The following is a 21,288-nucleotide window of genomic DNA, read 5'->3' on the forward strand; positions in this document are numbered from 1 at the left end:
AGAGTCTACGCGAATTGGGTTGGTGAGTCCACCATAGGAACCTAATAAATCAGCACCATTATAAATATAGACATCTTTTTCAACTTTGCTGCCGGTAGTATTATACATGTAGACTAAAGTAGTTGGATAAACACCAGCAGAACCAGTCTTATTCAAATCAAGAACATTATCACCATTAACAAGATAATCAGTAACATCATAAACGACTACACCAGAACCACTATTAGCCTTCAAGTTACTTGCATCACGGCTGAAGAAAACAGGAGTTAACCTGTTATTGTTCAAAGTAACATTAAACATGTTAATATTATCATTAGTTCCACCATAAGTGTAAGTCACATAAATAAACGCTTTATCCAAAGTATCATTTTCAGATAAAACAACCGGGAAACTGGTTAATGCATATTTACCAGTACCACTTGCATAAGTACCATTAGTTAAAATAACAATATCTCCAGTAATAGTTGTAGTGTAGAAAGATTCTAAACCTGTTTGATTATAAGTATCCTTACCAAGATAACCATTATACAAAACAGTAGCCCCATAAGAAGTTTCATTCAATAAGAATCCTTCAAACAGGACTTGAGTTTGGTAATTTACAGTATCATAGTTTCCGGAACCGTCATATTTGATATGATCAGTCAAAGGCCTGATTGTAGGGTCAATCAAAGTCAAGGTGTTATCACCACTAGCCAAATCAACTTCAGTAGAATTTACAACAGTACCATTAGCCAATAAAACAACAACATATTTGCCTGCCTTATTAGTAGTAACAGTAACTGTCAATTTATTAGCAAAGCCAGGATAAACAACATCTTTAGAATTATCAACTACTTTAAAATTAGAAATAGCAGCTGAATTTATAACTGATTTTGCAGTCAATACTGAAAGAACACTCTTATAAGAAGGTCCAGAGTAACCTTGACCAGGAATTACAAACAATTCAGTATTTTTACCATTTTTAAAGTAATTAGTTATATTCCATTCGTTATATTGATAGTAATTACCTGCCTTATGTTTTGAATCAGTTAAAAATTCATCATTAAGTTTATAAGTTCCATCAGATGATGAAAGAGCAATATTGATTAATTTTGCTTCAAATACATTGTTAAATGAGGCTGTGTTAAAAGAAATAGTTTTATTGGAACTAGTCCAAATTTGATTATCGTCAACCAAATAATTGATTACATCGTCGTCCCCATCATCATAAGCTAAAACTAACCCCATAAATTTTATTCTTCCGTCAAATGATTTATTTTCCATTTTAAAGGTATCAACCTTAATTTTTAAATTAGTTCCATTTAAACCTTGAATCAAGCTAGTTACATCATAATGAACCATGAAATCTGAATAACATTTAGTAGTATGATTATTTACTGTATAAACAGTACCATCAGCTGAACCGTCTTCAGTCCATAAAGATTCAGAGTAACTTGCATTTCCATTAGCGGTAGAAATACTTATATTTGCATTCGCACCGTAAGTATTTTGAGCACTACCACTATAAACATTCACATAAACATCAGCACTTTTAATTGTCTTAGCATCAGCAGGAATGTCATAACTTAATTCACCACTTGTAGACCATGGATTTTCAGTTGCAACATCCACATCTCCTGAAACTTGTTCAGAATCCCCAATAACCGTTTCATCACCACTTGTAGAAATAGCATTATCCACATCCTGAGCAGATATGGCACTAACACTAAGAACAATTATGAAAACCAAAAATATTGAAAATATTAAACTTTTATTTTTCATAATCTCACTTAATTACATTTCTCTTAAGTATTTAGTAATAATAAAAATAACTATTATATTACTAATAATACTATTATATTATTATAAAGTAATACTCTTATAAAACTTTTTATTCGGCCTTAAAAAGAGAAAAATATATATGCATGTAATGTTATTTTGAAAAAAAGTAATAAATATTCTAAAAAAATAAGAAAAAAGTAATACTAATTGGTTAATGATTAAAAATCAAAAGTATTACTTTTATCCTTCAACCATAATCAGCTTACCCGTTGAAGGATCTTTATAAACTTTACCCATTTCCATATAGCCCTGACCGGAACTGTTTGAAGATTCAGGAGTATCATTCAGTGTTTGTCCTTCGCTGACTTCCGTTACATCAGGCGAAGACTCTTGAATGGCTTTCTGAGGATTTTGATTATCTTGGAAAACCACACTCTGCATATTCCAGCTTATAACAACAAATATTAATAAACCAACTGCAATAACAAGCATTGCATCTACAAGATTTGAGGTTCCAGCCATCGGGTCTTCTTCACCTTCGGAAAAACGTTTTTTAGATTTATCGCGAACCATCACCAAAACCTCTTATTGGTTTAATTTATCAAGCAATGCATCTGCAAGTGCATCCAAATTAGACAAATACTCTTCATACCATCTGCGCCTTACTTTGGATACAAAATAAGCTACAGCTCCCGCACCAATACCTACAACAGTTGTATCGAAAGCAACGATAATAGCATTAGCCAAAGTATTTACGTCACCAGCCCCCAAAGCAGCAAGACCCGGCCCCATAGGAATTAAAGTACCCATCAATCCTAATGTCGGTCCGATACGTGTAACAACATCGGTTCTTTCGATTGATTTTGCGAATTTATTTTCTTCGAATTCAACCAATTTTTTAGCAAGCGCATGTCTTGATTCTGGAGTTAGGGAATTTGCACGTAAAATCTTAATTAAAACAACTTTTTGAGATTCATAAATATTGGCATTTTTAATAACGTTTTTTATTTCATCTAAAGAAGTTGCATTTGATATAGAATAGATCAATTCCTCAATTAGCTCGGGAGTGATTTTCTTTCTTGAGGTATATTCGGAAATCAAACCACCAATTGCAAGTACCGCAAAGACTGCAAAAACTACCAAGAATATGATTACAGGAATTTGCAGACTCTGTGAAATCATGTTTAATGTTGAGGTTAATACTTCACTTCCAGGAATTGTTGTTACCATTAAATCACCTAATTAAAATTACTGTTTCTCCTAGATATTACTCCACCAATAGCCACTACAACAAGCACCAATATTAATGCTCCAATTAATGAATATGGAGATGATATTGATATTGCTTCCATAGGATTTTGAATCATTGCAGTAATATTCGGCAAGAACAGTGCAGACAATAGGAAATAAATTCCTAAAAAGAACATGAAATTGCCCAATACTATTGGATAAGGCTTATCAATGAATTTTACCAAGTAATTAGAAGCATAATAAGTCACAACAATTGTTAAAACTAATGCCAAAGCTACAATTAGACTTAAATTCATCAATCCTAAACCTACAGTAGGCGCCACAAGCATTATACTCACTATAATTGAACCAAAACAACAAGGACATGGAGCAACTACCGCCATACAAGTGGCTGCAGTGGTATTTTTTTCAAATACTTTATATTCCCTAATTGTAAATATTCCTGCCAAAATCATGATTATTGCCATGATTAAGAAAAATTCAAAGTTATATGTATAAATTAAATCCGTAATTTGGTCTGTGAAAAATGAGGAAATTTCCGTCAATATTAAAACTCCCCCACCATATCCTATTGACACTAGTGCCAAATATTTCTTTGACATATTTGCAAGGCCTGTAGCAAGGCCCAATTTGACTCCAAAAATTAAAACCGCTGACAATATTCCAAGTTGCCATAAAATATTAATTGCATCCATAAACTTACCCTCTTTCATTAAATAGCTTATCTAAATCTTGAACTTTATCTTTATCATCTTCATTTCTAAAGTATCCGACAGCCACAACCATAATCAAGCACAAAATAGCTAAAACAGCAACTATTGATAAACCAACTTCGCTGGCTGATTGAGAAGATATCGGATTTATTTCAACTGATTTTTTAACATCTGCTCCCTCTGCAGATGAACTTCCAGCTTGTACTGATTCACTTCCAGCACCTACATTTGAAAATGCTTCCCCCTGAGCATTATCTCCACTTTGAGCAGTGGTTTGAGAAGTTGTTGAACTGGAATTTGTTTTAACAGTTGCAGATGAAATTGATCCTTTTACTGGATTTTGAGTTGAAGCTTCCTTTTGAATATCATTTGATTCAGTTTCCGGTGGCTGAGTTGATTGAGTATTGTTCTTGAAAACCGGATTTTTAGTTGCCTCATATAATTTAGGAAGTAGTTGTGCCAAAATATCCGGATTGACATATTGCACAGCCCATTGCATCATTGCAATGTTACCACAACTACAATCACAACATGCCACACCATTCTGAATAGTTGCTTGAGCCCATGTATTTGCTATATCACTTATTGTTGCCTTATCTGCATTCCAATAACCCTCATGGATAGTTGTAAGCATTGTTCCACTCATGGAAATAAGTGAATATGCATTGTTACCACTCATCAACCAATCTTTAACGCCAATATTGTATTTATCATTGTAATAAGTATCATAAATTCTATTCCACAAGTCATCTGATACTGCTGATGGTCTTGTCACTTGCCATCCATGCAAATTGCTTACAAATTTATTTGACATGTAACGGGCACCGCTGTAACCTTCTTTCATCATTCCTTTAATCCAATCCGGATTATCATACCTTGCAGCAATTTCTTTATACATTACTTCCTCCAATGATGAAATGTATGCATTGTTTTTATCCGCATACATCAACACGTTGAATTTAGGAGCCTTGCCGGAAATATCTTCTACAGTCATTGACAAACCGCCCCAGTAATCAAAGAAGTCATCGTTATCAAGTACACCATACTGGTTAGTGTTACGACTGGCCACAATTGTATCGGAGTTTGACAGAGCCCTTAGGAATACCAATGGATTTGTATCTCCCCAATAGTTTTTGGAATACATGTTACCCATTCTTCCAAGGTAGAAGTCTGCAAGTTCGCTTGTATCGTTCCATGTCCATGACATTGATACCAATTTTGATATTCCTGCACCATAATCTCCATTAGGTGGTGCAAAAATACGGGTTATTGCACATTCCCCTGCATAAGTTGCATTATAACCCTGACTTAAATAGAACAATGTATCTTCAATCCAATGCTGTGCCACATAATTTGAATCCAACGGCTCGTTATAAACTCCATAATAGTTAATGCTTTGCATTACTCCTTCAAGAGCTTCACGTAATTTCTTACCCTGTGCAGAATTCATCAAAGTAGCATTTCCTATTAATGTTAAGTATGATCTCGCAAGTGCAACACGATATGCATTATCCATCAAGATAGATTGTGATGAGTATAAATCCCTAAATAGCCCACTTGTGATTACGGTTACGTCAATTCTTTTTTTATCCCAACCGTCAGGACGGGTCAAATCATCCAATTTGATTACTTCAGGCATTGCACTCACTTTTTTACCTGTTGGATTTCCTTCATCGTCATAACCTGCACTTGATGAGTCTGTCCAGACAGGTTTCATACCCAACAAGTAAAGAACAACAGAAACCAATGCACCATCATCTCTTGCTGTTTCTACACACCAGATTCCCATGATAATCTTTTCAGTGTCATCATCCAAATCAGCAAGGGTTAATAAAGCAAGGTTTTTTGCATAATTCCAAGCATCCATTGTTGGAAGTTCAGATGACTGGTCCTGGAACATATTTTTACCTGTCGGAAGAATTGCAGGTTTTATTACAAGTTCTCCACCTTCACCGACCGGAACATATTTACCATTTAATCCATCAATCATTGCATTCAGTTCATTTGAAACGCTGAAATTAATAAGGTCAATATACTTTTTAGCCAGTTCAAGACAAGCTAAAAATGTAGGGTTGTCGAATTTTTGATTTTGACTTATCAAAAGATTATTGACCGTGTCAACATCCCAGTAAATCAATGTCTTTACGATATCATAGGATTTGTTTAGGATGAATTCCCTTTGAGATGCGGATAGCTGATTATATTCCTTTGAGAAGTATCCATTTGAAAGTTGAGTGAATAAATTTAAAACACCCTGATTATTGTCAAGAGCATAATCATAAGACAGCATTGCTGAGACTGTACTTGCCAAGTCCTGCTCACTCCAGAATTGACCCAAAGCATGAAGTCCTAAAGGATACAGGGTAGACTGCATCTCCACTAAAAACTTATTTACTTTTTCAACAAGAGAAGAAGCAGCGATAGTTTTTACTTCATCCTTTGAAAGACCCAAATTGATATAGTAATCATTTTTTATAATCAAATCACGCAATTTATTGGCAGTCCCAGCATTCGGATTGGCAGCATAGTCATTTGCCAAATTAGCCGCAACAGACAAGTTTCCATATAAATGAGTGTAAGACATTGGAGAGGTCAAATGTGAAATTATAACTGCAAAACCTCTTCTTTTTGCCTGAATAGCTTCAGCCAAACCATCTGCAATATAGAAGTATAATTGTGGGACATCTCCGACTACAACTGATCCGTAATCGGTGGCTGAGAGTAAAATTTCTTTTCCAGGCAGCCATTCATGTGTAGCGTGTCTTCCAACAAAAATCATTGCATTATGGTATTTGGTCTGCATATAGTAGTAAGCCGCCAAATACTGATGGGTTGGAGCTACGGCAGTACAGTGATACAGGTTTTCAATGTCAGATTCCCATCCCCTTTGAGGTTCAGGAGCAATGAATATATTTCCATAAGTCAAACCAGGTATGACAAAGTAATCAACACCGTTTCTGTTAACGACCATTACGTTACCAGGTGCATTTCCCCAACCATTCAAACCTGAAATGTTCAACTTCTTAAACTCTTCAAAGTATTTCAGGAATAGATTATAATATTTCACATCTCGAGTTTTAGTATAATCTTTTAAACTGGATACAATGTTATCTAAAACTCTTTTGGATTTATCGGCATTTTCTTCTGGAAGCAGAGCAACAACCTGATTATACCAATCATCAATTGTATCACCAATGGTTGCAGTATAGTTTAGCTCAACTGCACGCCTTGAAAGTTCACCAATGTAAGCGACAGGCCCATCTGTAACTTGTATTTTAACAATGTCATCCAATGAATTGAACCACTTTGTATATTCTTTAACAGGCAATAATGTAACGCCTGACTGGTTAGCTAGTTTTTCAAGTTCTCCCGGTGCCCAGGTAGCTACATTAATACCGCATTTAAGCATTAAATTTTCAAGTTCGGAAACGTTAGCAGGTAACTCGCCAACCTCATAACCAGCATTTTTTAAAGTTATAAGCATATTGTAAATACTTGTTATGGTATCCAAGTAGCTTGAACCGATATTTTGCTTTCCTGGCGGATAGTTATAATAAATTATTGAAATTAACTTATCAACATTCGGAGTGTATTTCAAATCAACCCAAGAATCAATTCTGTCAGCTAATAGCTCAATATTTCTAGTGTAAGGAATGTAGGTAGTAATCTGCGCTCCTGTTCTATTGGAAATATACTTTGATTGACCGCCGACAAATGTTGCATCAATGATTCCCTGAGTTTCAGCAATGGTAATATGCCACCATTTATCACTTTTTTCTGTTGTAAGACCAGTAGATCCCAATTCCCACATTTCATTAGAAACATAATCGGAGTGTACGGCCCTAAATACAGGTACGCCTACCTCTTCAAAAAAGTTTGTAGCATTGGAAAAATTTTGGCCTCCGACACCATAAGCAACCATGGAGACTATTGCATCAACATAAATATCATAATTTGAAGGATTAGTTAAAAATCCTGAATAATCTGTTTTTGCACTTGTCCATGATTCAATCATAACTTTCAATTGTTCGGCAGATCCTCCTGCAGCAAAAATAGGGATTACATTATATCCCCTTGATTCTAATGCTTCTATAATACCATAACATGGATGCAATTGCTGAGATTCGATATACATTGTACTTTCCAGTATACCGATAGTTCTGGAATTATCTGAATTGAAGAAAGTTGCAATATACTCATCAAGGGAATACCACCTGTCCCTATAAATTCCATACTGCTTTACACCGGTAAATGTTGGAGCATTGACTTCGAAATTAGTGCCCAAGAAGTTTAATGTGTACAATATCTGATTTTTAAGATTTTCCTTATCATTTATATTTTTATAAAGGACCATCTGATTGAACAGAGGGTTGAATTTTGTGGCGCTTCTGTTTATGTAATTATAAACATCGGCATAGTTTTTGCCTCTTTTTGTATTTTCAAAATATGAAATCAATTCCTGGTCGGAAAAAGATGTGAAAATCTTTTTGTAATTTATTGTATTGTTTCTAATCAAACCTATTGAGCTTGAACCAGAGTTTAACTTACCTGAAGGAGGTTCTAATATAAGAAACAACTTTTTATTTGATAATTCAGGATATTTACCTAAAATACTTGTTAAAACTGAATCTACATCACTGCTTATCCATTCACCAACAAATCCGTCACTTGAAGAAAGCAGATTTACCAGTTCAACATCATTCATTTCCTTTATCTGCTCACCGCTGCGAATAACCAAATTAATATTACTTAAATTTTGAGAACCGCTCAATTCATCACTGGCTTTATCCAAAATGTTAGTTCCGGGATTATCACTTACAATAAATAAAGTGATATTCTGAGATTTGGATGAATCACTCATTAAATTATTATTACTTACAGACTCTTCAACAACATTATCTGTTAATACAGTATTATCATTATCCGAAATAGACAAATCATTTGAAGTGGAATTATCCAATGCAAATGAATGAGGAAGGATAAATATCGTTATTAATAAAATTAATAAACAAAAATATTTCTTATTTTTTAAACAAAACATAATACTACCTACCATTAATATAAAAACCAGTATTAATTATTACTTTTAATATTAATAAATATATTTAAAGTATTACTTATTTCGCAAATATTGGAAAAAAGTATTACTGTTCAAAAAAAGACAAATCCTTAAAAAAATCAATTTTAATAAAAATATTTATACTCTCAAACACAATATATACAACATAATAAGCGAAGGGTATAATATGAAAATAGGTAAAGGTATTGTAAAAAAATATTCAAGAGAGTATCACAGAACTCTAAAAAACGGTGAAAGAAAGAAATATACTACAGAACAAATTCAAATCACCGTTCCAAAAAATGAAGACATATACAATAACCAGGAAGAAGTTTTGATTATACCCCACAGCGAGATTGAAACATTTAAAAGTAGAGAGGAAGAGAGTGAGTCTTTAAAAATAGCTAATTATTTGCATGTCCAGGAAGTGAAGGAATTGAGAGAACAACTTGAGAATAACATTAACCCATCTACTTTAGAATATGAAAAAGAAATTGAAGATCTTAAAGCTGAAATCGCTGCAAAAAATGAAGTCATCACCGAAATTGAAAATCAATACAACACCATGAATAGAAATAATATTGACAGCTTGAAAAAAGAAAATGAAACCATAAGAGACAAGCATTCCAAATTAATCATAGAAAACGAAAACCTCAAAACAAAATTCGTTAATATGAAAACAGAAAATGAAAATCTCAAAACCAAATATTCAAGCATTAAAGAGGAAAATAAAAATCTAAAAACAAAATGTTCCACCCTAAAAGAGGAACATCAAAGTATCAAAAACAGCTATGACCAAATCACCAGCAAATATGATCAATTAAAACATGAAAATCTCAGTACAAAAACCAGTTATGCAGAGATTTATGAGCTCAATGAAGATTTAGAAAAAGATTACGATTCATTACGCTTGGAATATAATGATTTAGTTGACAAATTCAACGATTTGCAAGAAGAAATATATAATATAAAATCCACTAGAAGCCACGATGAATACATAGCTAATAAAGTTAAAGAATTTATTTTAAATAGTGGAAATTAAAGAGTTTTATAATCATCCTGAAACTCAGGATTCCATCTTTTCAATCCCGGAATAAACATTGTAGTAATACCAGTCGCTTGGGTTTCCGGCAATCTAGGATTTTTTTCCATCATTTCTTTTGATTTTCTTATAATCATTTCATTTAGAGTTATATCAGGTTCTGTATACTCTCCATTTTGATAACAATCAATGCAAAATTCATCGTTTGGACTTCCGTCCTTGTTGGTTCCATAATCTTCTCTGACAATTGGTCTACCGCATGAATTACAAAATCCCATAATAAAAACTCCTTTTTTAAAAAAAATAGAAAATAAATTAGAAATTAATCTAATTTACTAGTCATCTTTTACTTCAATATTTTCGTCTTCGTCCATAGCAAGTCTCATGTTGTCTGGGTCTGGGTCGAAATGTTCTAAGAAGTCTTGTGCAGCTCTTCTTACATCTCTTGAACCAATAATGTATCTACCAGCAATAATGATGTTTGCACCTTTGTTTATAGCTTCTTCAACATTATTAGGTTTGATTCCACCAGCAACAGCAATTAATCCTTTAGGACCAAGAGCTGATTTGATGTCTTTAATGTTACCCCATTCAGTCATGTCACTAGTGTCTTCACCATGTTCTGCCCTGTAGGTTTCCATATCAACATTTCTGTGTAATAAAACAATGTCAGGTTTTAAATCTTCAGGCAATTTTGCTAATTTTTTCTCGAATTCAGCTACATTCATCATGTCAAGGATGGAATAGATACCTTGTTTTTGAGTTTCATGAATAGCTTTAGCAATAGATTCAACAGTACCAAGACCAGAGATTGCAACTGCATCAGCAGTTTCGTCTGCTGCCATTTTAACTTCTACACGACCTACGTCTAAAGTTTTTAAGTCAGCAATAATGAATGCATCAGGACGTAATGCTCTGATTTTACCAATGATTCCAACACCGAATTTTTTAACGAGTGGAGTTCCAGCTTCGAGAAGAATTCTGTCATTGTCAGGTAAATCACTAATGATTCTTTCCATTGCTGCTTCATTATCGAGGTCAAGTGCAACTTGCAAGTATGGTGGTGACCAAAGTTTTTTGACTTTGAATCCCATAATTGGGTGAGTTCCACGGTCTTTTTCTGCAAGTACTTTGTCGATGGATGGGTAATTTTCCATAGCTCTTCTAATAGCTAATTTGGTTGCACCGTAGTTGTATTGATAAATTTTTCTGAAATCTTTAGCAGAAGGATCAATGAATACACTTACGTTAATAACGATGTCTTCTACAATATCTTTTGGAATGTAGCCATCTTCAACAGCATCAGCTACTGCCCTTGCAACAGCAGTTTGTGCAGGTCCAAATATTTTACTTGCATCTTCTAAATCTCCAACAGTTACTTTAGGAATAATTAAAGTAGCTGGTTTAGTCATTAAGTTTGGTCTGATTACACTAGTCAATGGAGTGTGTCCAACTGATAAATTGGATAATCCATTAGCGAAAGCTTGACCAACAGGTCCGAATTTATCACCGATTAATAAATCAACGTGAGCTAATTCAGGTCCGTCTCCAATAAGAGCTTCACCTATTCTATACATTGGGTCCATTAAATTTCCTCCGTTATATAATAACATTTTATAATATGTTTTTATTTGTAAATATAATTATTGGAAGTTAATCCTTTTTGAAATATCCTTAGGCAAAGGAAATTTTCTGAAAGGTTTTCCTTCACATTTTGTATTGATTTCATCAATTAATTCATCAACTGTCATTTCAACCTTTTCACCGGTTTCACGTACAGTCACCTGGAATTTACCAGATTCCATTTCCTTGTCACCTACAACAAAAATGTAAGGAATCCATTCTTTGGATGCATTTCTGATTTTTTTACCAACACTTTCATCCCTGTCATCAACATCTACACGAATGTTTGAAGCATTGATTTTGGCATACAATTCATCTGCAAATTCCTTGTGTGCTTCACCAATGGTTAATATTCTTGCTTGAATTGGGCTTAACCAAGTTGGCAACATTGGAGATCTTTCATTGATTTCAATTGCGGTTTTTTCAAGCATTGCACATAAAACCCTTTCGATACTTCCGGTCGGTGAGGTGTGCAAGATTGTAGGATTATATTGCTTGCCGTCTTCTCCCAAATAGGTAATGTCAAATCTTTTACCACTTTCAACATCTATTTGTACAGTAGGATTTTCAATTGGACGGCCTAAAGCATCGATATTTGCCAGGTCGATTTTACATACCCAGTAGTGGTGTCTTTCAGGCAAGATTTCTAAAAGAATTGGTTTGTTGAACTTGTGGGCAATTTCATACATCCATTCTTCATTTTCTTCAAAGAAGTCTTGGGTTGCTCTGAAAATCACTTCAAAGTCAAGATTCAAATCTATACCTGTTTGCATACACATATCAGTCTGTTGAGAGAATTCTTCCAAAGAAGAAGGTACATCACAACAGAATGAGTGACAATCAGGCATGGTAAATGCCCTTAATCTTTTAAGACCAACAACTTCTCCTTTTTTCTCAAAACGGAAACTATATCTGGTTAATTCAAAGATTTTAGCAGGGAAATTTTTCCATGTCAAATATGAATCAGACATCAATCTAAATGCGCCGAAACATGCCGCAAATCTAAGCATTAAATTCTTTTTGGTGTCGGTTCTGTATTGTCTTTCACCAAATTTGTAAGCATGTTCATAAATTGCTTGATTGTCCAAATCATAGAAAATTGGAGTTTCAACAGGCATTGCCCCACGGTCGACAGTTAAATCATAAACATAATCAGCTAATAAATCCCTAATTAATTTTCCTTTTGGATACCATCTGAGATTTCCAACATCAGATGCAGGTTCATAATCACATATTTCCTTTTCTCTCATCAATTTGACATGAGGCGGTTCTCCTTCATCGGATGCACCTTGTCCAAGTTCATAATCAACAAGTTGTTTGAAAGCTCTGTTTTCAAAGTTGAAGTCATCGATTTGAGTAATTTTGTCCCCTTCAAGGATTTGCCATTTTGAAGGTTTTCTTTCAACTTTCTCTTCTTCAACATCTGCAGTAATAGTTCTTGAAAGTTCACTTAATGGGTGACCTTTACAGGAAATCTCAAACGCCTTATACCATCCAAAAGGTACTCTTTTAACATTTAAATTTTCAGCAAGCAAAGCTTCTTCAGTATCCTTTAAAATTTGAATAGCTATTTTTGGAGAACCTAATGAAGAAGATAAGTGAGCGTATGGATATAAAACAATATTTTCAGCGTTAACTTGTTCATTGGTTTTCATGACTTCACTGACTAAATTTTTAACAATACCTTCTGGATTATTTTCATCATCTTTTTCAACACTTGTAAATACTACTAAAGAGTCATCGAAGGCACCTTCCATTTGAGCGTCGTCGATTTCTTTAGCAACAGGTGTTTTATTCTTTACATTGTAATTTAAATAATCAGAATGGATTAATAAAATTCTCATTTAATCACCATATATTATGGTTTAAATTTTATTTTTAATATTATATAAAAATAGCTCATGTAAAAAAATTTGCAGAACCCTATTGATTTTTGCAAAAGTACAAATCATGTTTTTAGTTATTTTTAACACAATTTTTAGATAATCTAAACTGAAGCTAACAAAAAAACCAATTAATTAATATAACATAAGACAACTTAATATTATGAGAATCATTTTAGCAGGAACTGGTAGTGCTGTCGGAAAAACCACAATATCTACCGGAATTATGAAAGCTTTAAGCGAAAAATACAATGTTCAACCATTTAAGGTTGGACCGGATTATATAGACCCATCTTACCACACATTGGCCACAGGTAATGTTTCTAGAAACCTGGATTCATTTTTTATGGAATCCGGACAGGTTAGAGATTCCTATCTAAAGGCTATGGATGGAAAAGACATTGCCATAATCGAAGGTGTTCGTGGACTTTATGAAGGAATTGATTCTGTAAATGATATAGGAAGTACCGCTTCAATAGCCAAATCCCTAAAGGCACCTGTTATATTAATCATAAACTCAAGGAGTCTGGTTAAAAGTGCCGCCGCATTGGTTTTGGGTTTTAAAGCGCTTGATCCAGAAATTAATATTGCTGGAGTTATCTTAAACAAAGTTAAAAACAAGGCACACTACGAAAAAACAAAAAGATCGATTGAAGAGATAACTAAAACCGAGGTTATCGGTGGAATCATACGTGATGATTCAATATCAATAGAAGAAAGACATTTAGGTCTTGTTCCTGCTCGTGAAAAAGAAAATTCTCTTAAATACATTGACATCTGGTCAAATGTAATAAAAAATTCAATCGACTTGGACAGACTGGTTGAAATTGCCGGTGAAGCTCCGAAAATCACTTCAGACATTGTTCCGATTTGGAACAAGCTAAATAAACAAAAGGTAAAAATTGGAGTGGCATATGATGAAGTATTTAACTTTTATTATAAGGAAAATATAGAATCTTTAGAGGCAAACAAAGCTAAAATAGAATACTTTTCACCTTTAAACGACGAAGGATTGCCTGATGTTGACGGACTATATATCGGAGGAGGATATCCTGAGCTCTTTTCAAAAGAACTTAGTGCAAATGAAAAAATGCTTCAAGAAATCCGCACTTTCCACCTAGAAGATAGGCCTATTTTTGCCGAATGTGGCGGTTTAATGTATCTTATGAATTCTATCCATGAAGATAAAGTTGTTAGTGTATATCCTTACAAGGCAGTTTTAACAGATAGGGTGCAGGCACTAAAGTATACCATTGCTGAAGTCACAGAGGACAACATCATCTCAAAAAAAGGTGAAAAATTCCATGGACATGAATTCCATTATTCTAAAGTACTGGTTGATGAAAACAATATCCATCATGATTTAGCATTTAAAATATTAAGAGGAAAAGGTTCATACAATAATCATGACGGATTTATGGAAAGAAATACACTTGCAAGTTATGTGCATACCCATGTTGCGGCAATGCCTAACTTTGGAGGAAATCTGGCCATATCATCTCGTGAACTAGGAGGATAAAAATGAAATTTGAAAAAATTGATTTTTTCCAGCCTTTATTGGTTGTAGTTGCAATACTTGCATTTTTGGCAATGGGATATATCGGATCATTCAATTACAGATTTGAAGACCCTCTAAAACTAGAAGTTATACTAACCGTCATTTTTGCATGTATCATTTTTACAGTCGGCGCAGTTTGCATTAAATACAAAATTAGCATAGATGAGACCAAAAATCTGGACTTTTTATCCGAAAAACTTCTGTTAATACTGGTCATTGCTGCATTAATTTTACAGGCTTTGAATATGGTACTGCTTGGAGGAATTCCCCTATTCAATAGCGTTTTGAAATCCAATGCTACAACAAACATCTGGAGAGTAGCTTATCCACTGTTTTTAATAATGATAAACCTCCTGCTTGCAAAATATTACAATAAAAAATATTTGTTGCTCGTGATTCTGGGAGCATTGATTTTTGGATTGAACGGATACAGAACATCAGTTCTTGGAATTTTAGTAAGCTCATTCATCACACTTTTTTATCTTAATAAAATATCAAGAAAGATTGGAATAATTTTTATAGCTATAATTGCTGTCGGATTGCTTGCAGTAGGATATATTGCATCACAATCAATTGCAAACCAACACTGGACATTGAATCCTTTGGAACTTCTTTTCTATAGGGCAGCATTCACATTAGAAGTATTTGAAAAAATAATTCCATTAGGCGGAACCACACATGGACACATCTTAAGCATGATTTTTTCATCAGGAAGTCCTAGAACATTCATTGGACAATACGTACTGCATTACGATGTTTGCTTAACTTCCACAATGTTTGGACCTGTTTACCTTGATTTCGGATTAATCGGATTAACAATTCAGATGCTGTTTATGGGAGCATTTTTACAATTGGTACATAAAATAAAAAAAGGAATAGGAGTTGGAATTTACTCCATTATACTAACACACACATTAATTTGGATAGAAACCGGACCCACAGACATAATGATTTGGTTCTTATATCTTTTAGGATTGATTTTAATAATAATTAATTTTAATTATATTAAATTAAACAAAAATTAATATAATTAAGATTACTAATGAGATAAAGAAGATGAATGTTCCCCTTACAATAAAATCACTATTTCTTACAGTCATTAATGACAAGCCATATGATAAAACTAAAGCTACAATCATTTCAATTAATCCTGTAATTCCAGCATCCATCCTTAAAAGGTTACCAAAGATGAATGATAAAAGATAAGAAATAATAACAACCACAATAATTGTTATAATCGGATTTTGAATTAATCTGAAGAACAGTGACTCGCGAACATTTGTTCTTTGGTCATAATTATATAAAGTAGTATAACCGTAACCGGCATCCTTGACCATGGCTCCTCCCCTATTTAATAAGGAAGACAAACCTCCAGAATGGTTTTCGCCAGTTTCCCTATAAAGAGTGTTCTTATAAACAACAGGATTTTGATCTCTTCTTTGCATTAGATATTCCATATCAGAAGCATCATAAGTATATTCAGGATATTCCTCTTCGATATATGCGGATGCTCCACCATCATATGATGTATTGTCCAAAGTGGTTTGAGAAGTTCTATCCTGATATTTTTTAGCAAGCTCAAGCAAATTGTCCCGGTCTACCAATTTAATATTTTTTCTAAGCGCATAATTTGTTGCCTGGCTTGAAAAATAAGAAGAAGAAACAATAGTCACCTTAGATGCTTTTAGACTTTCTCCAACTTCCTCCATTTCTTTTAAAACATCCACTCCAATTTCAAAGTCCTTATCATAGTTTTTACATGCTACAACTACACCAAAATCCCCAATATTAGTAGGTAAAATAGCATATATATCTATAACTCTCTGAGAGGTTTTAAAATTCTTATAAACCTTGAAACCAGAGTCCTCCATTACCTTAGCTATAAAATTAATAAGTTGTGGTTTTTCCAAATTTCCACCCGCATGTGTTTTTTCAAAAAATTAATAATATATTTTATAAATTAAATTATTATTAAAGTTTATCATATGGACCCCTAAAAGATAAAAATATTTTAACAAGGTTATATCTTAATTAATATATGAAAGCATTGATAAGTAATGATGATGGCATAACTGCTTCAGGAATCTTAACTGCAAAAAAAGCAGTAGAAGAATTATGTGATACATATGTAATCGCTCCAGAAACTCAACAAAGTGGTATAGGGCATGCACTAACCCTTTATGAACCATTAAGAGTAAATAAACATACATTGAAAGATGGAAGTGTAGGCTATGGAGTAAGCGGAACTCCAACCGATGCAGTAACTATCGGACTATTTGAAATTCTTGATGAAAAACCTGACATTATGATTTCAGGGATAAATACAGGATTTAATTTGGGCCAAGCAGAACTAACAACATCAGGAACTTTAGGAGCTGCCATTGAAGCGGCAAGCTTTGGAATTCCAACAATAGCCATTTCACAGGAAGTCGCAAGGGACGATATAAAATTTGAAAACGGTGAAATTGAAATAGATTTCGATTTTGCAGGAAAGATGCTTAATAAATTAGCTAAAATCGTTTTGAAAAAAGGATTACCTGAAGGAATTGATTTATTGAACATAAATATACCAGATAATCCGGTTAATGAAGAATTTGAAGTTACAAAATTAGGAAAAAGGATGTATACGCCAATAATCCATAAACGTTTAGACCCACGTGGAAAACCATATTATTGGATTGGCGGTGAACCATATGATTTCGATGAGCCTGGAAGTGATGGTTACGAATTATGCAAATATAAAAAAACTACTGTAACACCCTTAAAAATAGATTTGACCAACAATATGAATTCATTAAAAAAATGGTTTGAGTAAAATACTTATAAGTTTAAATCCTTAAGTATTTTATCTCTTTCTTCACGAAGTTCATTTAAAACTTTTTCATCGTTGCATCCATCTCTTTTTAACTGTTCAATTGTTCTAGTAATCGCTTCTAAATTTTCTTCTAATTGATTGATTGCCATAGTATATATTATCAACATTAAAGTATTTAAAGTTGAAACTTCAAAATAAAAGTAGAATATAAATCAAGGATTTGAAAAAATGAGTTTCGATAAAGATAATGTAAATAAACTTTTTACTCAATTTAAAGATAAATATGTAACTGTAGATTTAAGAGGCGACTATCAAAGTGAAGGAAAAATAATTGCTATCGATAATTATCTAAATCTTGTCCTTGAAAATGAGAACGGCCTTGAAACTATTAAAGGCGGAAATATTATATTTATTAGTTTAAAAGAAGATTGAAATCTTAGATATCTACTTCAATTCCTAAGATTTCTTTTTTACCATTGAAAACATCCATTGCTATTTGTGCAGCACCAATTGCACCTGATTCCTTTGAAATGATTTCTAAAGGATACTTATTTTTGAAATATTTATTGATTTCATCTTTGAAATCAAACGGTTCGGTAGCACTTCCGACAGATCCTGTCAGCACTATACCTTCTATCTCATTTTCACAGACAACATCAAGGCCTGCAATTTCCATAGCCACAGTCATGATTAATGTATCAATAGCTAATATGGCTTTTTCATCACCATTTTTGTAGTTTTCTAAAAGCTGATTTTTCATATTGGCAACCTTGCCATCGATGCCTGCAATTTTAATTGCTCCAGCATGTGAGAAACATCCATTAGCGGACGCATTGTTTTCATCAATGTCCCTTATCATTTCCAAATCCAAAGGTCCGTGTACAATACCCATAGCACCTAAACAAGCGTCAATAGCCCCTTTAATTTTGCCATCTTCAATTAAAATATCTACACTGTTAGATGAGATATCTGCAACAATAAAATTGCTCCAACCAGTCTCTTTGATGGCATTATATGATATGCTCACTTTTTCAGGGCTTGCTTGATGAGAATAAGCGGCCCTAAATAATTTATCCAAAGAAATGGAGTCCTTATGAAGACCAGGAATCATAATTGATGGAATATTCAATTCCTGTAATTCGGAAAATACTGATGTTCCGCCACCGGTTACCTTGCCTGCACCGTTGATTGATAAAATTCCCCTATCCTCAACCTTATCAGTAGGTAAAATCTTGTTAATGCCATCACCCATTGCATAAGTAATGGCCATTAATTTAACAGAGTTCAAATCAATACGTTTGGTCAATTCCTCACTAGCAGAGACCAAACCTTCTTTACTTTCCTCTCTTCCGATTTTAAAAACATCAATAATGTCTCCCTCATCGGACATTATGCAAAATGAGATTCCAGTAGTCCCATGGTCCATCCCAACAAATACCATGTTTACCACACATAAAAAAATAAATAAAAAAATAGTAAAAAAGGATTAAAAAGACTTAATCGTCTTTTTGTAATCCACAAGCTTTTCTTAATCTTTCACCAACGATTTCAATGTCTTTCTGACTTTCAGCAGCTCTCAATTCTTTTAAGTTAGCGCCGTCAGTAGCGTTTTCTTCAGCCCATTGTTTTTTGAAGGTTCCATCTTGGATTTCTTTTAAAACAGTTTTCATACCGTCTTTTGCTTCTTGAGTAATAATCCTATTACCTCTGGTTAATCCACCATATTCAGCAGTGTTACTTACATCATGCCACATTCCAGCAAAACCTTTTTCATAAATTAAGTCAACGATGAGTTTTACTTCGTGACAGGTTTCAAAGTAAGCGATTTCAGGTTGGTAACCTGCTTCAACTAAAGTAGTGAATCCTGCATTGATTAATTCAGTAATACCCCCACATAAAACTGTTTGTTCACCGAATAAGTCAGTTTCTGTTTCTTCTTGGAAAGTGGTTTCTAAAACACCTGCTTTAGTTAATCCACAAGCTTTTGCCATGCCTAATGCAAGCTGTAAAGCATCACCAGTAGCGTCTTGTTGAACTGCTACTAAACCAGGAATACCGAAGCCTTCTTCGTAAGTTCTTCTTACCATGGATCCAGGTCCTTTAGGTGCAAACATTACAATGTTTACATCTTCATCAGGTTTAATTAAACCAAAGTGGATGTTGTAACCGTGAGAGAATGAAATGGTGTTGCCAGATTCAACATATGGTGCAATTTGTTCGTTGTATACTTTTTCTTGGATTTCGTCAGGGAGTAAAATGTGAATGATATCAGCTTCTTTAGCTGCATCTTCAATGGTTTTTACAGTCATACCATCTTCTTGGACTAAGTTCCAAGAACTACCATTTTCTCTTACACCAACAATAACATTAGCTCCACTGTCAGCCATGTTTCTAGATTGTGCTCTACCTTGGGAACCATAACCAATTACTGCAATGGTTTTACCTTCTAAAGCATCAGTATTTACATCTGCATCATAGTACATTTTCATTTAAATCATCTCGCTAAATAATTTGATAAAAGTTAAGATATCAAATATCACTTAATAAATATGATTTTTTATATTTATAAAAGTAACCTAAAATATAATTTTAAATACTATTAACTGTAACATATAGTATACAGTTATTTAGGTGATATTATTAGAAAATTATATTCAATATTGTTATTTTCATTAATTTTATTTTTAGGCATCGGAATCGTATCCGCATCTGAAAATAATACCGATACTGGAGATATTGAAAATTTAATAGATGAATGTGAAGATCAAGGAAGCATAAAACTTGATGAAAAAACATATGAACTAAATCCTGAAAAGGAAACACACTTATATCTAAACAAATCCATTTCCATTGAAGGAATCAAAGAAAAGACAATCATTGATGGTAAAAATTCCACTTTATTTTTAGATACTGAAAAAGAAGCGGAACCTGACTATAATGGAACAGTCATTATTGCAAAGGATCTCTACGACATCAGAAATACCGGGAACCACATTATTTTTAAAAATATTACCTTTAAAGATTTAAATTTGATAAGTCGCCATAAAATGGACTTTCTAGATTGTAAATTTATCAATGCAAATTTTACCAGCAAGGAATTGAATAATACCTTTGATAACTGCGTGTTCAATGAATCAAAAATTGAATTGAACTTATATCAGGGATACAAGTACTATTCAAAAATAATCGATTGTGCTTTTTATAACTCTACAATTACTTCAAAAAACAATTACTTCATTTTTATCTGTGGAAGCTCAATAATATTCATGCAAAACAACATAGATTTGATAAATTCCAGTCTAAACAATTCAGAAATTTCACTATCCCATTATAACATTAACATAAATAACTTAAAATTCCGCAATTCAAATTTAAAAGGATGGTCAGACAGAATCAACGTTAGAAACACCTCATTTGATAGACCTATAATTGACCTTGAATATAGCTATATTAACTTTGAACAGGCAATTTTAAATAACTCCGAACTTATGTTTCAAGGAGGATATTACAACAAAGGAAGTGAAGTGATTTTAAAAAATACCCTAATCAATAACTCCACTTTTGAATTTACACCGAACATTTA

General features: G+C 33.3%; 18 protein-coding genes. 6 read left to right on the top strand and 12 right to left on the bottom strand.

Annotation, left to right across the window (positions count from 1 at the left end; genetic code table 11):
* The 5 genes from UIB65_RS03700 to UIB65_RS03720 all read right to left on the bottom strand — a co-directional run.
* Positions 1-1,761: DUF3344 domain-containing protein (locus UIB65_RS03700; protein ID WP_330039777.1), on the bottom strand; the 1,761-nt coding region annotated here is incomplete at its 3' end.
* 240 nt (positions 1,762-2,001) lie between these two features.
* On the bottom strand, positions 2,002-2,334 hold the full coding sequence (locus UIB65_RS03705; protein WP_330039778.1) for a DUF2149 domain-containing protein: 333 nt from the start codon (positions 2,332-2,334) through the stop codon (positions 2,002-2,004).
* Between the two features lie 12 nt (positions 2,335-2,346).
* Positions 2,347-2,991: a MotA/TolQ/ExbB proton channel family protein gene (locus UIB65_RS03710; protein ID WP_296810327.1), complete on the bottom strand. Its 645-nt coding sequence runs from the start codon at positions 2,989-2,991 to the stop codon at positions 2,347-2,349.
* Between the two features lie 8 nt (positions 2,992-2,999).
* On the bottom strand, positions 3,000-3,707 hold the full coding sequence (locus tag UIB65_RS03715) for a DUF2162 domain-containing protein (protein WP_296805124.1): 708 nt from the start codon (positions 3,705-3,707) through the stop codon (positions 3,000-3,002).
* A 4-nt stretch (positions 3,708-3,711) separates the two neighbouring features.
* Positions 3,712-8,766: a cobaltochelatase subunit CobN gene (locus UIB65_RS03720; RefSeq protein ID WP_330039779.1), complete on the bottom strand. Its 5,055-nt coding sequence runs from the start codon at positions 8,764-8,766 to the stop codon at positions 3,712-3,714.
* A gap of 205 nt (positions 8,767-8,971) precedes the next feature.
* On the opposite strand from UIB65_RS03720, the gene UIB65_RS03725 reads away from it, so the two are divergent.
* The gene (locus tag UIB65_RS03725; RefSeq protein ID WP_330039780.1) at positions 8,972-9,826 is read left to right on the top strand and encodes a phosphoserine phosphatase; all 855 of its coding nucleotides are present in this window, start codon (positions 8,972-8,974) and stop codon (positions 9,824-9,826) included.
* Here UIB65_RS03725 and UIB65_RS03730 read toward each other — a convergent pair.
* From UIB65_RS03730 to UIB65_RS03740, 3 genes are all read right to left on the bottom strand, one after another.
* Positions 9,823-10,104 carry a zinc ribbon domain-containing protein gene (locus tag UIB65_RS03730; RefSeq protein WP_296805130.1) on the bottom strand — a complete coding sequence of 94 codons (282 nt, stop codon included), beginning with the start codon at positions 10,102-10,104 and terminating at the stop codon, positions 9,823-9,825. The genes UIB65_RS03725 and UIB65_RS03730 overlap by 4 nt on opposite strands.
* A gap of 57 nt (positions 10,105-10,161) precedes the next feature.
* Complete coding sequence (locus UIB65_RS03735; protein WP_330039790.1) at positions 10,162-11,403, bottom strand: bifunctional 5,6,7,8-tetrahydromethanopterin hydro-lyase/3-hexulose-6-phosphate synthase; 1,242 nt, start codon at positions 11,401-11,403, stop codon at positions 10,162-10,164.
* 66 nt (positions 11,404-11,469) lie between these two features.
* Positions 11,470-13,293, bottom strand: a complete 1,824-nt coding sequence (locus UIB65_RS03740) for a threonine--tRNA ligase (protein ID WP_330039781.1) — start codon at positions 13,291-13,293, stop codon at positions 11,470-11,472.
* 202 nt (positions 13,294-13,495) lie between these two features.
* On the opposite strand from UIB65_RS03740, the gene cfbB reads away from it, so the two are divergent.
* Both cfbB and UIB65_RS03750 read left to right on the top strand, forming a co-directional pair.
* The gene (cfbB, locus tag UIB65_RS03745) at positions 13,496-14,851 is read left to right on the top strand and encodes a Ni-sirohydrochlorin a,c-diamide synthase (RefSeq protein ID WP_330039782.1); all 1,356 of its coding nucleotides are present in this window, start codon (positions 13,496-13,498) and stop codon (positions 14,849-14,851) included.
* A gap of 2 nt (positions 14,852-14,853) precedes the next feature.
* Positions 14,854-15,915 carry an oligosaccharide repeat unit polymerase family protein gene (locus UIB65_RS03750; RefSeq protein ID WP_330039783.1) on the top strand — a complete coding sequence of 354 codons (1,062 nt, stop codon included), beginning with the start codon at positions 14,854-14,856 and terminating at the stop codon, positions 15,913-15,915.
* Here the strand turns inward: UIB65_RS03750 and UIB65_RS03755 are convergent.
* Positions 15,901-16,800, bottom strand: coding sequence for a restriction endonuclease (locus UIB65_RS03755; RefSeq protein WP_330039784.1), 900 nt, complete (start codon positions 16,798-16,800; stop codon positions 15,901-15,903). The genes UIB65_RS03750 and UIB65_RS03755 overlap by 15 nt on opposite strands.
* Positions 16,801-16,928: 128 nt before the next feature.
* On the opposite strand from UIB65_RS03755, the gene surE reads away from it, so the two are divergent.
* Positions 16,929-17,705, top strand: a complete 777-nt coding sequence (gene surE / locus UIB65_RS03760; RefSeq protein WP_330039785.1) for a 5'/3'-nucleotidase SurE — start codon at positions 16,929-16,931, stop codon at positions 17,703-17,705.
* A gap of 5 nt (positions 17,706-17,710) precedes the next feature.
* On the opposite strand, the gene UIB65_RS03765 is transcribed toward surE, so the two are convergent.
* A complete protein-coding gene (locus UIB65_RS03765; protein WP_330039791.1) occupies positions 17,711-17,872 on the bottom strand; it encodes a hypothetical protein in 162 nt (53 codons plus the stop codon).
* 61 nt (positions 17,873-17,933) lie between these two features.
* Between UIB65_RS03765 and UIB65_RS03770 the strand changes: the two genes are divergently transcribed.
* Positions 17,934-18,137 (top strand): LSM domain-containing protein, encoded by a 204-nt coding sequence (locus UIB65_RS03770; RefSeq protein ID WP_330039786.1) that lies wholly within the window; start codon positions 17,934-17,936, stop codon positions 18,135-18,137.
* Between the two features lie 4 nt (positions 18,138-18,141).
* On the opposite strand, the gene UIB65_RS03775 is transcribed toward UIB65_RS03770, so the two are convergent.
* Positions 18,142-19,146 (bottom strand): methanogenesis marker 12 protein, encoded by a 1,005-nt coding sequence (locus UIB65_RS03775; RefSeq protein ID WP_330039787.1) that lies wholly within the window; start codon positions 19,144-19,146, stop codon positions 18,142-18,144.
* Positions 19,147-19,201: 55 nt separating this feature from the next.
* Entirely contained in the window at positions 19,202-20,194 is a 993-nt protein-coding gene (gene ilvC / locus UIB65_RS03780) for a ketol-acid reductoisomerase (protein ID WP_330039788.1), read from the bottom strand.
* A gap of 171 nt (positions 20,195-20,365) precedes the next feature.
* On the opposite strand from ilvC, the gene UIB65_RS03785 reads away from it, so the two are divergent.
* Positions 20,366-21,288, top strand: a 923-nt coding sequence (locus tag UIB65_RS03785) for a hypothetical protein (protein ID WP_330039789.1), incomplete at its 3' end; no start/stop codon positions are given.

Origin of the sequence: Methanobrevibacter sp. (genome assembly GCF_036307625.1) — an archaeon.
Classification (GTDB): Archaea; Methanobacteriota; Methanobacteria; order Methanobacteriales; family Methanobacteriaceae; genus Methanocatella.

Bases quoted from the DNA above. Each gene is read 5' to 3' on its own strand.
- UIB65_RS03705 (WP_330039778.1), bottom strand. From the start codon at position 2,334: ATGGTTCGCGATAAATCTAAAAAACGTTTTTCCGAAGGTGAAGAAGAC.
- UIB65_RS03710 (WP_296810327.1), bottom strand. From the start codon at position 2,991: ATGGTAACAACAATTCCTGGAAGTGAAGTATTAACCTCAACATTAAAC.
- UIB65_RS03715 (WP_296805124.1), bottom strand. From the start codon at position 3,707: ATGGATGCAATTAATATTTTATGGCAACTTGGAATATTGTCAGCGGTT.
- UIB65_RS03720 (WP_330039779.1), bottom strand. From the start codon at position 8,766: ATGTTTTGTTTAAAAAATAAGAAATATTTTTGTTTATTAATTTTATTA.
- UIB65_RS03725 (WP_330039780.1), top strand. From the start codon at position 8,972: ATGAAAATAGGTAAAGGTATTGTAAAAAAATATTCAAGAGAGTATCAC.
- UIB65_RS03730 (WP_296805130.1), bottom strand. From the start codon at position 10,104: ATGGGATTTTGTAATTCATGCGGTAGACCAATTGTCAGAGAAGATTAT.
- UIB65_RS03735 (WP_330039790.1), bottom strand. From the start codon at position 11,403: ATGTATAGAATAGGTGAAGCTCTTATTGGAGACGGACCTGAATTAGCT.
- UIB65_RS03740 (WP_330039781.1), bottom strand. From the start codon at position 13,293: ATGAGAATTTTATTAATCCATTCTGATTATTTAAATTACAATGTAAAG.
- cfbB (WP_330039782.1), top strand. From the start codon at position 13,496: ATGAGAATCATTTTAGCAGGAACTGGTAGTGCTGTCGGAAAAACCACA.
- UIB65_RS03750 (WP_330039783.1), top strand. From the start codon at position 14,854: ATGAAATTTGAAAAAATTGATTTTTTCCAGCCTTTATTGGTTGTAGTT.
- surE (WP_330039785.1), top strand. From the start codon at position 16,929: ATGAAAGCATTGATAAGTAATGATGATGGCATAACTGCTTCAGGAATC.
- UIB65_RS03765 (WP_330039791.1), bottom strand. From the start codon at position 17,872: ATGTTGATAATATATACTATGGCAATCAATCAATTAGAAGAAAATTTA.
- UIB65_RS03770 (WP_330039786.1), top strand. From the start codon at position 17,934: ATGAGTTTCGATAAAGATAATGTAAATAAACTTTTTACTCAATTTAAA.
- UIB65_RS03775 (WP_330039787.1), bottom strand. From the start codon at position 19,146: ATGGTATTTGTTGGGATGGACCATGGGACTACTGGAATCTCATTTTGC.
- ilvC (WP_330039788.1), bottom strand. From the start codon at position 20,194: ATGAAAATGTACTATGATGCAGATGTAAATACTGATGCTTTAGAAGGT.